Source organism: Gloeocapsopsis crepidinum LEGE 06123 (assembly GCF_015207655.1).
Classification (GTDB): Bacteria; Cyanobacteriota; Cyanobacteriia; order Cyanobacteriales; family Chroococcidiopsidaceae; genus Gloeocapsopsis; species Gloeocapsopsis crepidinum.
The window spans coordinates 55,431-70,788 of sequence record NZ_JADEWN010000001.1 but is presented as its reverse complement, the minus strand read 5'-3'; the positions used below and the strand labels follow the sequence as shown (position 1 = coordinate 70,788).

The 15,358-nt window shown below is 39.1% G+C and carries 10 protein-coding genes; 9 read left to right on the top strand and 1 reads right to left on the bottom strand.

What is annotated here, in order from left to right:
- The first annotated feature begins 275 nt into the window (after positions 1 to 275).
- From IQ230_RS00270 to IQ230_RS00240, 7 genes are all read left to right on the top strand, one after another.
- Positions 276 to 2,435 carry a GumC family protein gene (locus IQ230_RS00270; RefSeq protein ID WP_193929711.1) on the top strand — a complete coding sequence of 720 codons (2,160 nt, stop codon included), beginning with the start codon at positions 276 to 278 and terminating at the stop codon, positions 2,433 to 2,435.
- A complete protein-coding gene (locus tag IQ230_RS00265; protein ID WP_193929709.1) occupies positions 2,422 to 3,870 on the top strand; it encodes an O-antigen ligase family protein in 1,449 nt (482 codons plus the stop codon). Before IQ230_RS00270 ends, IQ230_RS00265 begins: the two co-directional genes overlap by 14 nt.
- Positions 3,871 to 4,202: 332 nt before the next feature.
- Positions 4,203 to 5,312: a glycosyltransferase family 4 protein gene (locus IQ230_RS00260; RefSeq protein WP_228054451.1), complete on the top strand. Its 1,110-nt coding sequence runs from the start codon at positions 4,203 to 4,205 to the stop codon at positions 5,310 to 5,312.
- Positions 5,313 to 5,385: 73 nt separating this feature from the next.
- Positions 5,386 to 6,345, top strand: a complete 960-nt coding sequence (locus tag IQ230_RS00255; protein WP_193929707.1) for a glycosyltransferase family 2 protein — start codon at positions 5,386 to 5,388, stop codon at positions 6,343 to 6,345.
- A gap of 242 nt (positions 6,346 to 6,587) precedes the next feature.
- Positions 6,588 to 7,559, top strand: coding sequence for a glycosyltransferase family 2 protein (locus IQ230_RS00250; protein WP_193929705.1), 972 nt, complete (start codon positions 6,588 to 6,590; stop codon positions 7,557 to 7,559).
- Positions 7,560 to 7,609: 50 nt separating this feature from the next.
- Complete coding sequence (locus tag IQ230_RS00245) at positions 7,610 to 8,860, top strand: lipopolysaccharide biosynthesis protein (RefSeq protein WP_193929703.1); 1,251 nt, start codon at positions 7,610 to 7,612, stop codon at positions 8,858 to 8,860.
- Between the two features lie 181 nt (positions 8,861 to 9,041).
- Positions 9,042 to 9,986, top strand: coding sequence for a capsular polysaccharide synthesis protein (locus IQ230_RS00240; RefSeq protein WP_193929701.1), 945 nt, complete (start codon positions 9,042 to 9,044; stop codon positions 9,984 to 9,986).
- A gap of 455 nt (positions 9,987 to 10,441) precedes the next feature.
- On the opposite strand, the gene IQ230_RS00235 is transcribed toward IQ230_RS00240, so the two are convergent.
- Entirely contained in the window at positions 10,442 to 11,593 is a 1,152-nt protein-coding gene (locus tag IQ230_RS00235) for a hypothetical protein (RefSeq protein ID WP_228054450.1), read from the bottom strand.
- Between the two features lie 673 nt (positions 11,594 to 12,266).
- On the opposite strand from IQ230_RS00235, the gene IQ230_RS00230 reads away from it, so the two are divergent.
- Positions 12,267 to 14,060 (top strand): ABC transporter ATP-binding protein, encoded by a 1,794-nt coding sequence (locus tag IQ230_RS00230; protein WP_193929699.1) that lies wholly within the window; start codon positions 12,267 to 12,269, stop codon positions 14,058 to 14,060.
- Positions 14,061 to 14,077: 17 nt separating this feature from the next.
- A complete protein-coding gene (locus tag IQ230_RS00225) occupies positions 14,078 to 15,304 on the top strand; it encodes a glycosyltransferase family 2 protein (RefSeq protein ID WP_193929697.1) in 1,227 nt (408 codons plus the stop codon).
- Positions 15,305 to 15,358: the final 54 nt, after the last annotated feature.

Below are 15,358 nucleotides of genomic sequence, written 5' to 3'. Positions count from 1 at the left end.
TTAATGCTTTTATCTTAAAGTCCAAACATAACCCCAAGAAACATACTAACGAAATAAATCATGTTAAAAAAAATACATATGCATTAAGGATAATGACTCTGATAAAGGTTTAGTTAATGTGACTGATTTCAAACCTATGGTTGTAGATTTTATAGAGCAGGCGCGATGTTAAAATCAACTTGTTTTAATGGATTAATTATACAGCTAGATTTTATTGCGATTAACTCAGTACATTTTTTCTAAGTTTGGTATAAAAAATACAATTTTTATTAGTGATGCAAGAGAGTATATCTTCCTTAAAATCAGTCTTTAAGCAGCATCGCTGGCCTGCTATAGTCACTTTTATCTCTGTTATTTGCGGTTCGCTCGTCTACCTTGTTGTCACACCACCTAAGTATGAAACGTCAGTGCGAGTCATGCTAAACGACAAGCAGTTAAGCGTTTCTGACATTGGTCGCGATCTCACTCAACTTTCTGAAATAGGGCAATCTAATCCAATTGCAACTCAAGCAGAATTAGCTCGCTCAGAACGAGTTTTAGTGCAAGCCGTAACCCAAGTCTCCCTGAAGGGAGTAAATGATGTTCCTAAAGCTGAAACACTCAAAGAAGACTTGCAAGTCACCACTATTCCCGCTACTAATATTTTGCGAATAAGCTATAAAAGTCAAAATCCTGTATTGACTTCTAGCGTGCTTAATGCGGTTGCAGGGGCAATGGTAAAGGAAAATGCCGAAGTAATTCGCTCTCAAGCTCGCTCAGCACGAGAATTTTTGGAAACTGAATTGCCTAAAAAGCGATCGCAACTTGCCTCTGCTGAAGCAGCGATCGCACAATACAAACAATCACAAGGTATTGTCTCTATCTCTGATTCTGAAGGTAATGATAGCGCTCAAACACAAAATTTAGTCACAAGTCTTGCAGATTTAGATCGACAAGAACTAGCCTTATATACTCAACTGCAAGATGCAATGGTGCGTAACAACTCGCTGCGGCAGACAACAGACGCTGACACGCGCGAAAACGCCTACGCAATGGTACGCGCTGGTCAAGATGAAGAACTCAAGCAATTACGTGCTAAGTTGGCAGATTTGGAATCGCAAGTAGCGATCGCTCGTAAGCGGTTTACGGACAACAATCCAACCCTAATTAAGCTAATCGAACAGCGGGATGCTACCCGCACCCTCTACACTCAAAACCTGTCTAAGCTGTCGCCTCAGAACAATTCAATTAACAGTTCTGCCGATATAGCATCTGATCCGGTTAGCCAGGAGCTGGCGACAAAAGTTATCTTGAGTGAGATTGAAAAGGCAGGACTTGAAGCTAAACTAGCTCAAGTGCGCGATGCCAAAGCACAGTTGCAGGCTCGCGTTAATCAACTTCCAGCTAAAGAGCAAGCACTAAATGCCTTATCTCGTCAGCGCCTAGACATTGCCGCCTCTGTCGATTTGTTGCAAAAAAAATTAGAAGAAGCGCGGATTGCTGAGGTTCAACTAGCTAGTAATATCAGTATAATCGACACGGCTTCACCACCCGTAAACCCTAACTGGCCTAATAAACCAGTTGTGCTGATCGTAGCTACGCTAGCTGGTATGTTTCTGTCAGTTGGCGTTGTAGTGCTGCTAGATTTTTTAGATGGCACACTACGTAATGCTACTGAAGTTGGCAAGCTGGTAAAGCTACCCATCATTGGGGTGTTACCTGTGCTACCCGACTCTTCGCTAAATGGGGAGAACTCCGAATTTCTAAATAATTCAGGATTAGTTGAGCCTTATCGTAAACTCCTCTGGACAATACAATTTCGCAGCGATAAACACCTACAGGTCTTCGTTGTTAGTAGCCCCCAGCCTGGAGAGGGAAAGTCTATTGTTGCCTCGCATCTAGCTGCCGTAGCAGCAATGTCGTCTCGTCGAACTTTACTTATTGATACAAATTTACACTGTCCTACACAGCAAAAACTATTTAATTTAGTTGTTCGATCAGGGTTGACAGATGCGATCGATGGTCGTGTTACCCTGGCTAAAGCAGTACAGCAGACAAGTATCAAGAATCTCTGGGTGTTAGGGTGTGGTGAACCACACGCTAATCCCTCACGGTTTTCAGATTCAGCCCGAATGCAGACTTTATTAGCTGAAGCTGCTGCCCAATATGACTTAGTTATTATAGATACTCCATCAGTGACAAGCTCTGTTGATGCGATCGCTTTAAGTCACAATAGCGACGGTTTACTCCTGGTTACACGTTCAAACTTCACGCAAAAAGACACGCTGGTGCAAGTAGTTTCCGACTTAACTAATAATCAAGTACCTATTTTAGGAATTACTGTAAATGGAATAAATTCACAGACAGAAAAGCACTATCGCTATCCGGTCAAAGATGACCAGCCCCTAGAACACCAAAATTACGAGCGAAGAGTATTAGAAAATGTTGATCAGTGATCTCAAGCTGCCTTCCTCACGTTTAGCCTTCTGGGTTAGTATCGGAGGTGTGGTAGTAGGTATAGTTGCAGGATTTCTCGCAGGCGCTCAACCGCTTTACTTGGGTTCAGCTATAGGTGCAATAGTAGCAATTATCTACTTTTTTGCAGACTTCGAGCGAGCAGTACTAGGCTTGCTGATTCTACGCAGTTCTCTGGATATTTTTTCTGCTCAGCAGGTTCCAGCTGCATTTGCCATTGGAGTTAATGCTTTAACTTTGCTCTATATAACTGTACAGTTGCTAACACACCGGACTGTACAGACTGATCGCTTTTGGTGGTTTTTTGCTGGCTGGGTAGCGCTACAAGGTTTATGGGTTATCCTCCTGCCTTTGGGTGGATTAGGGCTAGATAGTTCCCATTTGCTAGTTAGCGTTCGTGAGTGGTTACGTTTATTTTCATGGTTAATGGTTTACCTTTTGGTAATGCAGCTTAGAGAGCGAGTTCATCCAGAGAAGGTTATTACGTGTTTGTTTCTAGGTCTTGTTTTGCCTCTTGCAGTAGCGTTGCTGCAAATAATTTTGCCTGTTTCGCTGCTTCCTCCCATGCTTATATATGGAGGAAGCGAATCTGCCTCACTTCCTTTTGAAGTAGGCTCTCGCCTGAGTGGAACCCTGGGGCACCCAAATGGCTTTGCTACGTTTCTATTACTGTTTGTTGGGTTGACCCATTGGAAGCTCGATCAATCAAATCGTCGCTTGCCCTGGATTCTCTTGCTAGGCACTCTCGTCTTTTTCATCGTCATGACCAAAGCATTATTTATATTAGTTATGCTTAGTGTATTTCTTTTGGTGTTGATTGCTCCCAAGTTAAGCATAGTTAATCTACTTGGAGCCACAATACTGTTAATGTTTGCCATAGGACTATTTGCTAGCAGTGATTTTGGACGAGAACGCCTCAGCTCAATTACTAACACACTACTCTTTAATCCAGACATCGACGTATCAAAATCGATTTTACTATCACAGTTTGATAACAACAGTTTCAACTGGAGGATTGCGCAGTGGACATTCTTACTAAAAGCTTGGCAAAACTCTTCCCTTTTTGGTTATGGACTGCATTCTAGCCCTTTCTTAACAAGACTAACTAACTATGCCCATAATGATTATATTAGGGCTTTAGCTGAAACAGGAATTGTAGGTTTCATCATTTTTTTGCTCTTTCTATCAGTTCAGTTCTCACGGCTGCTTCAGCTATTCCGGTCTGTAGATCATAGAAGTCCACAGCGCAATCTTTGTTGGGTCTTAATAGCTATTTTTATAGCAACAATTATAGGAATGTTGACTGAGAATATTTGGAGTCATACTACTCTTTTCTTTTACTGGTGGACTTGTTTTGCGATTATTTCTTGGGACTGGAGTAAACCATCAATAAATAAACATGCATCTTATTTGTAGTTTCTGTAATTTATAAATAAATTTTAGGTACTTCATAAAAATATAAGTCTTCAAATATGGCAGAACGATTTATGAAAAATAAAAATAATTGTTGTTGAATAATCAAGCTTTGATATTTTCAAAAACAAAATTAACTTATGGATAAAAAATAAGCATGATAAAATTTATAAGTTGGTAAGGCTAAATAAATATTTATCATCTTAATGAAACACTTATTATCTATCATAAAAGACACTTTTTTATCTTTTATTACTTTAATCTCTAAGCTTTCACTTTTTATATATAATTCAAATTTCAATTTTTATAACGATTTGTTACTTCAACCTTGAAAAATGATGAAAACACAAAAAATTTTGGTTACTGGTGATAGAGAAATGATTCTCCGCCATAATTTCTTATTTGAAGCTATGGGTTCTTATTATCAAGCTGTAGACTATCTACCAGTTGATAGCAAGTTTAATATGAAAGCACTCAAAAACTTTGTTAAGAGTATTCAGTCCAGGCTTCCCTTAATTCCACTTAAACCAGCAAGCTCACTACGCAAAAATTCTCGCACGTATATTGAACAATCCTGTTATGTAGAACAGCGAATTAGAAAATTAAACTATAGTCCTGATTTAGTATTTCAACTTTATGGAATGTTTAGTCCTTTTTGGCAAAAACTCGACATTCCATATACATATTACCTTGACTATACTATGGCTTTAGCTAAGCAAAATTGGTCTCCTTGGGCACCATTTAAGTTAGACAAAGAATATGTTTCTTGGACAAACTGCGAACGTAAAGCTTATCAAAATGCAAAACACCTTTTTACTTATAGTAATTGCGTTAAGTCTTCTTTAATTGAATACTATGGTATCAACTCAGAAAATATAACAGTTGTAACTCCCTCGGGTCAATTTCAAAAACCTTATCAGGGAGAAAAAACTTTTGGTAGTAAGCAAATTCTATTTAACGGTTCTCATTTTGAAAGAAAAGGCGGCGACATACTACTCAATGCTTTTCGTAAAGTTAAACAAGCTATTCCTGAAGCTAAATTGATTATCATTGGGAACAAGTTACCGATTAAAGAAGACGGCGTTTCGAGTCTAGGACATCTATCATGGCCTTTAGAAATGGAAAAGCTATTTTTAGAGACAGATTTAGTAGTTTCCCCTGCTCGCTGCGAACCCTTAGGTCAATTTTTAATCGAGGCAATGAATTATGGAATTCCCTGTGTAGTTACGGATCAGGATGGAATGCCAGAAATTATCAAACATCAGGTAAATGGTATAGTCCTAGAGCCACAAAATCTCGATATGCTTGCTAGCAAAATTATTGATCTACTAAGCAATTGTGGCACTTTGGAAAAAATGTCAAAAGCTGCCAGAACCAGAGTAGAAGAACAGCTTAACTGGCAGATAATTGCTTCTAAAATATCACAAGTAATAGAAAGTCTTTAAGTTAAGTCACGAGCTGCTCCTTGACTACTACAGTTGTTATTCAAATTCTTAATTCCTATTATCCAGAATAATTATGCCAAAAGTATCAGTTATTATTCCTGCATATAATGCAATGACTTTTCTTCCAGAAACATTAGATAGTGTTTTTAGTCAAACATTCATAGATTTTGAAGTTATTGTAGTTAACGACGGAAGTTCGGATAACATTAAGCAGTGGGCTAGTGAGATAACCGATCTGCGCTTTAAATTAGTCTCCCAAGAAAATCAAGGTTTATCTGGAGCCCGAAACACAGGAATTGCCCTCACTCAAGGAGAATATGTAGCATTTTTAGATGCAGATGACCTCTGGGAGCCAACTAAGCTTGAAAAACAAGTAAAATCTCTGGATGAAAATCCTGAAGCTAGTTTAGTATATACTTGGACGACATTGATTAATGCTAAAGGTAAGCCACTTGGAAAAATTCTCGCTAATTATATAGAAGGTGATGTTTGGCAAGAATTGACAAAGCATAACATTGTCGAATGCGGTAGCGTCGCTATGGTACGTCGCCACTGCTTTGAAACCGTGGGAAATTTTGACCGAAATCTCGGTTCTTATGTTGAAGATTGGGACATGTGGCTGCGTATAGCTGCTCGCTATCCCTTTAAGGTAATTAAGGAACCTTTAGTATATTATCGCGACCACTCAAACAATGTCTCTAAAAACTGGCAAGGAATGGAACAAAGCTATTGCCTTGTTATTGAAAAAAATTTGGCTGGTGTTTCCTCTGAGTTACAACATCTAAGAAAACAAAGTTATGGTTTTGTTTATCTCTGTTTAGCTTGGAAGCCGTTACAAAGTGCTCTTAAAGATTATCGTGAAGCCATATATTTTAGACAGCAAGCTCTTAAGTACTATCCTCAGTTACGCTTCACTAAAGAATATATCCGTTTGAGTATGGCAATCGCGTTAATGCGATTGCTCAAATCCAATAATTATGAAAAAACGCGATCGCTATTCTACTCACTCCGCCGATACATCTCATCTAGCTAAATATTTTTAAAATTATGAAACAGTAGAAAAATATCCAAAAAACTACTAAAAACAACGAAGATTTAAAGGACAAGTTGCTTTAATTAGACAATAACTTAAAGCTAATCATTGCAATCATGTACTTTTACAATCTAATTCCCATCTTTTTTCTCAGAATAAATTGCATATTTTTTCATCCAAGAGTATTTTCTAAATTAGAATGCTGAGTTTTTTCAGAAAAATTGACAATAAGAACTTGCAAAATGCCAAAAGTTACCATAATTATTCCTGCTTACAATGCAATGCCATATCTGCAGTCAACCCTGGAAAGTGTTTTCAAACAGACTTTTCAAGATTTTGAAATTATTGTTGTCAATGATGGCAGCTTAGATGAAACAGAGAAATATGTTTCTTCCCTAGCCGATCCTCGCTTAAAATTAATCAACCAAGTCAATCAGGGTGTAGCACCTGCTCGCAATACGGGAATCACCCACGCACAAGGAAAGTATCTTGCTTTCCTAGATGCTGACGATCTTTGGGAGACAACTAAATTAGAAACACAGGTTTGCTGTTTAGAAGCTTACTCTGAAGTAGGCTTAGTTTATACTTGGACAGCATTAGCAGACCGAGACGGAAAACCAACTGGTCGTCTTGTTACCTCTAATGCAGAAGGAGATGTCTGGCAGCAGCTAATCAAATTTAACTTTATTGGCTGTGGCAGTACACCTTTAATCCGTAAGTCTTGTTTTAAGACAGTTGGTTTATTCGATTCTGAGTTGACTCCTGCGGAAGATTGGGACATGTGGTTAAAAATTGCTGCAAATTATTCTTTTGCTGTCATCAAAGAACCGCTGGTTCGCTACAGAGCAAACTCCAGTAGCTTGTCAAAATCTTATCTATCAATGTGGAAATCTTCCTGTAAGGTGATTGAGAAAGCTTTTCAATCTGTTCCAAAGGATTTGCTCTACATAAAAAAACAAGCTTACAATTCTTTGTATTTTTATTTAAGTTGGTTGGCAACTAAGAATGGAGACTGCCAGCAGGCACTTTACTTTCAAAAGGAAGCTATTGCCTGCGCCCCTCAAAGACAATATTCTGTTGAATATCTCCGCCTGAATTTATCGATTAGACTGCTGCAATGGCTTGGTTCTTACGGATATCAAAAATTGCTAGAGCAGCTTTATTCTCTCCGCCAATCTGTCTTAAATATTAGCCGACCTTTCTTGATTCGTTAGAACTACCAGGATTCATCTTGCCAAAAGTTTATTTGACTAATAAGTCTAGGATGATATCTCTTAAATTAAAACAGCGATTTACAGGGCAGTTCACACGCAACATCGGTTGGCTTGGAATAGCTGAATTGGTAAATCGTATATTTCGCCTTGGTACAACAGTTACACTTGCTCGCTTGTTCGACCCCCATGATTATGGTCTAGTAGCTATCATTTACACTGTTCACAGCTTTGCAGATGTCTTTAGTCTCAGAGCTGGAATTGGGGCTAAGATTATTCAAGCTGAGGAACCACAACTAGAATCAATATGCCAAACTGCTTATTGGCTTAACTGGCTGTTTTGCATAGCACTAGTTATAGTTCAGTGTCTTTTAGCTTATCCAGTTGCATTATTTTATGAGGAGCGCCAATTAATTTTTCCCATTTGTGTTCTTAGTTTGATGTATTTGATGTTTCCTATATTCATGGTGCAGTCTGCCCTGGTTCAACGGGAAAATCGACTCAAAATTATTGCTATATGTACTGCTACTCAGTCAATTATTAGTAATCTTATTATCGTCTGTCTTGCTTTGTTAGGTTGTGGAGTATGGGCAGTTGTCTGGGCAATGGTTTTATCTACACCAGTATGGATTTTCATTACATACCGCAATCATTCTTGGCGACCTTCAAAAGCTTTTACAATTGAGCAGTGGCGCGATATTACCAGTTTTGGTAGCAGTATGCTGGGCATCGAATTACTTGATAAAATCAGACTAAATTTAGACTACCTGATCGTTGGACGCTTTTTAAGTATTGAAGCTCTTGGTATATACTTTTTTGCCTTTAGTGCTGGATTAGGCATAAGCCAGAATGTTGTTAATGCTATTATTTCAGCATTATTTCCTTATTTGTGTGAAGTTAGAGATAACTTGAAGAAGCTTAGAGAACGCTGTTTTAGTAGCTTTAAAACCATAGCAATGATTATTGTGCCTTTAGTACTACTGCAGTCTAGCTTAGCACCACTGTATGTACCAATTGTATTTGGCTCCAAATGGAACTCAGCTATTCCAATTTTAATGATTATTTGTCTATCGGCAATTCCTCTAGCATTTACTTTGGCAACTTACCAACTACTAAATTCAGTAGGAAAAATTAAACTTACATTGCAGTGGAATATCATCTACACCATAGTTTTTGCCTCTACCTTATTACTGGCTGTAAGAGGGGGAGTATTATCGGTAGCAATAACGGTATTAGTTTGTCAAATACTAACTTTGCTGTTTAGTACCTGGGCAACTCAAAATACTTTTAAAGCCTTGGATTAATTACAATTTTGACAATTTAAATTAAAAAATACTGGCATCAAATCCTCTCAAACAGTTACATAGGAAATTTAGCAGCAAAACTAGCTATTTCGACAATCTACCCGAGAATCTGGATATATAGATTAGGGCATTGCATCTTCATGAGATAATTTTAAAAAGTATAGTTTCATAATTTTGAAATATGTTAAATAAAACTATATGGCTACTTTGGTTACAAGGATGGGAGAATGTGCCTTGGTTAGTTGAACAAGTTGCAGAATCATGGGAGATAAATAATCCGCAATGGAATATTAAACACGTTACATTAGACAACATTCATAAATATGTTAATGATATAGACTACATATATGATAAAAGTAAAAACATAAGTCCTCAACATAAAGCTGATATTATTCGGCTAAGCTTATTAAAAAATTATGGTGGCGTTTGGGCTGATGCCACTATGCTATGCATGCAACCATTAAGTACATGGGTAGAAGAAGCCGTAAAGCCTGCAGGCTTATGGATGTATCACGGTCATGGTGCTGGAATGAGTGGCAAAAACGGACCAGCTATTTGGTTAATTATATCTGAAAAAAATTCTTTAATGATAAGTAAATGGAAAAGTGCATGCGATGAATATTGGAGAAATAGAACTGAAGCCGATAGTTATTTTTGGTTTGATGGACTATTTAGAAAATTATTTGAATCTGATGTTGAATTTAAGAACAAATGGAAACTTGCACCTCACTTGTATAGTGAGTTAAAAGGTCAAGCTCACTCATTGGCTCGTCACAATAGAATGATGATGATAACAAATAATCAAGATGTAAAAATGATTTTGCAAGAAAAACCTCCATACGCCCTTAAACTATGGTGGAAAGATTGGCAAAGTAATTTTCCTGATGTAAATAGCCCTGAATGTAAAAACTCAAACGGATATTATGCTATAAAGATGTCCAAAAGAAATTTTATATTCAAACACGAAATGGCTTGTAAATGCTCTATCATTTTTCAGGTAAGAATTTTTATATTAGATATGAACTATTTCTTGAGGCAGCAACTCATTATGCTAATAAAAATGTATGTGAAAAAGCTTTACCTCAAAACCCAACTTGTGTATAGTGTCCTTACGAATTTAAATTAGAGAGTATGATTTAAAGTAAGAGTATGCTAACTGTGATTAATCGCGCGTTTAAAGTTGGTTCTCTAAAGCATTAATATCTCAAGTGCTAGAGACTTGCATAGGGCTAAGCAGTTATGTATTTATTTTTCTCGCTCGAAAGCCTTTTTATCAAAAGTTTAAGCTTCAAAAATTCTAATCTAAATGCGTGTCAAATTATGAGTATTTAGCAAACAATATTTGAAGTATAAAAGTAATTTTGATAGTCTGAGATTGGCAGTGAGGAAAATATTGAAGGCAATCTGCATATAACCTTCGATTCTGCTAGAAGTCTATACTCAAGGCTTAATTTTAAAAATCATTATCAGAAAAATTTATCTATTTTTTACTCAAGCTTATCAGCTGTAAAGTTATATTTTTAAGGTAGGGATATAGGCAAAGCCTACCCTTTAATACTCGTCCTAGTCATCTTACGCGCTTCAGTTTCCAATTGGCGGTGCCATACGAACTCGTGGCGTACCACCACCGCCGACACTGTTCGGTCCGTTGTTCTCAACAATATGAAGCGCTCTGAATAGCTTCATAAGGTCGTTGTAAAAAATACCGCTTGTGCCACCAAAGTCATAGCTGTAGGTAGCACGGAACTCTTCCAAGACTCCGTTTTCTACTGATAAGTAGTGTGCGTCCCCAGCAGAATCATCGACAACGTAACCCCCATAATTTTGCAGTGCGTGGAAAAGTTTTCGTCCAGCTGGTGTTTGAAGACCAAGGCTCGCTTTTGTCACATTTGGTGGGATCGCTAGCAGTGTCCCCATCACAAGTTTAGGATTAGTACCTTTGTAGTGTTCAGCCGCGTAGCCATCGGCACGATCTGCAGGCCAGCGATATCCTGGATTAGATGAGGAATAGTGTAAGTATTTGTTTGCCCAAAGGTTTATTTTCAATGCATGACGAATAGGTTTAGTACCCGTGAGTTCGCCTAGACGAATTGAGCCACCGATACTTGAAAGACCAGATCCTCCGCGACCTCCACGTAACCCATCTCCGTATATACTGACGTCCTCAGTGCGCCATCCGTACACATTTCCTCCCGCAGTACAACGTGTAAGTGGGTTGAGCTGTACGAGCGTTTTCCCATCAGGCAAGAGGAAAGCAGCAGGATTGTTAGGCGTACTGTATTTGCCAGCATCTGGAACAATTAGATTATCAGGAACCGGTAGCTTTCCTTGAGAAATAGTGCCTGTGCAGCGTCCAGATCCCCAAGCACCAGGGACATAGACTGACCTTAAGGGATCGTTTGCTTGGATCTTGTAAAAGTACTCCACATCCGCCACCGCCCATTCTGCCTTTTGAATGTTTGCTGGCACGTAGCGTGCGTTTGAGCCAATAGGCATGTTCCAAGGAGATGTGGATGCAAAAGGCCACAACCACTTATCTCGTGTAGGACGTAGTTTATTCGTAGCAAGGATGGTATTATCACTAGTACCGCTATTGCGGTTAAAGTTAGCAGTTTTATTAGCAGCTATTGTTGAATAATTTCCAACACCAATACCAACCGCCATACTCAGAACAAGTGCAGTTTTGCTAGGCAGTAGAAGCTTCTTTATTCCTGTCCAACAAATAATGTACATAATTTCTGAAATTGCCTGAAATCAACTAGGGTATGTTCACAAAAACTAGCTTTTGTGAACTAGTGATTAAATTATATTTTCGTTGTCACTTGAAGTACTTCAGTATAATTCAGTAAATTCTGCACAGGTGAATTTTAGTTGAGTGATTTTACGGTAGTGTTGCTATGACCTGGCTGTGGGTAGTGCTAAATAAGTAATGATCCATTAATGATTGGTCTTGCAAATCTACTTTTGTGAGTTTTTGTAATGTACTGAGATCACAACTTATACCTATTCATATACACGATCGCAAACAGGTCATTTGCATACTTAACTAAAGTAGGCGAAGTTAAAGAAAAATGAATAAAGCTAAAAAACAGTTATGAAGACTGAAAAAAATTAAGTATTTTCACAGTGATAGCCCCGAGAGAAGTGAGCAAGTTGCCAAGTCTCTTATAGGTAAGCATCTGCAACATCATTGGCGAAATTTCATCAGAATGTGTGGCTTCCTTGTACCTAACAGAGGTTAAGAATTACTACCAGCTATAAGCTCTCAAGAGATACGTAAAAGCAAATTTTATAATATAACAAGCTCAATACTTTCAGTTAGCAAAGATATCTGAGTTGCTAATCACCATTTGTATATAGTGAAACAGATTAATTTCCTTCCAACTTATATGGAAGGTTATTCTCAATGAAAGAGGCACAGACAATTAGGCAACTACTACCGCTACTCAAGCCTTATCCTTGGGTAATTCCACTAATTATCATCTTAGGGTTATTGTCTTCTCTGTCGGAAGGATTGGGAATTAGTTTATTTATCCCTTTTCTTCAAAGTTTGGAGCAAACAACTTCTCAATCAGTCAGCAGCAATTTATTATTAAATTTTCTCAATCAATTATTTATTTACGTTCCATCCAATCATCGTCTTTTAATTATTCCCTTATGCATATTCGGTAGTGTTCTTCTCAAGAATTGCCTTTCCTACAGCAATGCGATTCTCTTTTCTTGGCTCTACTCACACATCAGTTATCGATTACGCTCCAGTGTTTTTAAGCAACTACTGAACGTAAGTTATGGCTTTTTAGACTCTCATCAATCAGGTAAACTGCTGAACACACTAGCTACCGAAACCTGGCGAGCCTGTGATGCCCTGTCAGTCTTGGTTGACCTCATTATTAGTGCTTGTACAGTCTTTGTTTTTGTCATGCTGTTACTGCTTGTCTCTTGGCAACTAACGTTGTTGGTTGCAGTAGCCTTGATATTAATTTCGTTCAGTATTCAGCAAGTGTCACGCCAAGCAAAGCAGCTGGGGAAACAGGCAGTACAAGCGAATGATCATCTTGCCAACCGAATGCTTGAAGGGTTTTATGGTATGAGGCTCATTCGGGCTTTTGGTCAAGAATCTTACGAGCAGAAGCGTTTTGACCAAGCATCAGCGCAGGTGCGTAATACTTCTATGAAGCTCGATCAGCTCTACGCGACTATAGAACCGCTGTCTGAAGTTCTCTCTGCTGCTCTACTGTTGTGCATTCTAGTCATCGCGCTTCTTCAAGACCGAGCTACCCTACCAACTTTATTAACTTTTATCTTTATTCTTTACCGTCTGCAACCCAAGGTGAAGCAGTTAGATAGTGCCCGAGTTAATCTGAATGCTTTGATACCTTCTGTAGAGGATGTCATGTCCTTTCTAGACTGTTCAGATAAACCATATATTCGCTCTGGTCGAACTTCCTTCAAAGGTCTGAAGCAAGCCATTTATTTTGAATCTGTTTCCTTTCGCTACAACCCCCTGGATAAACCTGCATTGCGTAACGTTTCCATCCAAATTCCACGAGCTAAAACTACTGCCTTAGTGGGTTCTTCAGGTGCGGGTAAATCCACACTGATTAACCTAATCTGCCGTTTTTATGACATTACGGAGGGAGAGATTTATGTAGATGATTGCCCGTTGCGTCAGCTTCATCTTGCTGACTGGCGTAGTCGCATTGCTATTGTCAGTCAGGATATCCATATTTTCAATACAACTGTGCGGGAGAACATCACTTATGGTCGATTAGAGGCGACAGAAGACGAAATTATAGCAGCAGCTAGACAAGCCCATGCCCAGGAATTTATCAGCAATCTACCTCAAGGTTACGATACTCAAGTAGGCGATCAGGGGATTCGCCTTTCAGGCGGACAGCGACAGCGTATTGCCTTAGCACGTGCCATTTTACGCAATCCAGAAATTCTGATTCTGGATGAAGCTACTAATGCGCTTGATAGTGTCTCGGAGCACCTCATCCAGAAGGCAATCAACACCTTTAGTCAAGATCGTACAGTAATTGCGATCGCTCATCGCTTATCGACGATAGAACAAGCCGATCAGATTGTGGTGATCGAGGAGGGACGAGTCGTCGAACAAGGTAGCTTACAGCATTTGTTAAAACTCAATGGCATGTTTGCCAAACTCTACCACCTGCAATACCGCAGTGTACTGACTTAAGACCAAGTGTGTCTCTTATGCCCTATACCATTACTGAAATCGAAGTTACACAACCTCTACCTATCATCTGTGTTCCTGAGAGCGATACAGGTATTGCTTTGATCCTGCGGCGCAAAGATAGACTAATTGGCTTTTTGATGAAAGCACTACCAGCAAAAAGTGTGCTCACCCCTGAAGAATTAGCTCAATTAATCAGCCGAGAAGTCGGAACAAAACTACTTCAGGAAAGTATCCGAGAAGAACTAGTTTCTCCTGCGACTGCGACTCATTTGCCCTCACTAACGGTTGCTATCTGTACTAAGGATCGTCCTAAAAACCTGGCTCGCTGCTTAAAATCTTTGCTGAACTTAAAACAGCCTGTATCAAGAGCTTCTTATTGCTTTGAAATATTAGTTATTGATAATGCTCCTACCAATGAACAAACCCAAGAATTGGTTGCCTCACTGCCAAGCGTGCGCTACGTTCGAGAACCTAAACCTGGTTTAGACTTTGCTCGCAATCGGGCTTTACACGAAGCAACTGGCGAAATTTTAGCCTTTGTTGATGATGATGTAACGGTAGACCGGAGATGGCTGGATGGACTGATGGAAGCATGGGTAGAAAATCCAGATGCAGCGGCTTTCACAGGACAAGTTTTAGCTTCCGAATTGACCACAAAAGCGCAGATTCTAGCAGAACAAAATGGAGGCTTTCGTAATGGTTTTGAGAAAATCCGTTATGGACAAACCTTACCTGACTATTATATGTACCCTTGCGGAGCTGGAATGTTCGGAAATGGATGTAACATGGCATTTCGCCGAGAGGTTTTACAGAAATTAGGTGGCTTTGATGAGGCTCTTGATACAGGAGCTTCTCTTCCAGGCGGCGGTGACTTGGATATTTTTTATCGAGTAATTCGGGCAGGCTACCCACTGGTATATGAACCACAATATTTAGTGTTTCACCAACATCGTCAGGAATATAAAAAACTGCGTCACCAATATTGTCAAAGTTGGGGTATGGGCTTTATGGCTTTTGTAGTCAAGTCTTATCAAAGCGATCCATCCCAACGCTCCAAGCTGCGCCGTATCGTTGGCTGGTGGTTCAAGGATCAGTTGCGCCGCCTGCTGAAAAGTTTGATAGGTCGTTATATCTTGCCCCCAGACATAGTTGTAGCAGAACTGTGGGGGGGTGTTGTTGGGCTTTTGGGAGAATATTCCCGCTCCTTAGCACGTATTGAACAAATTCGGAGGCAATGCTCATGAGCACTTTATATCCTCTGGGAGATTCTACAGCTCATGTTGAACGTTAGTAGCAGG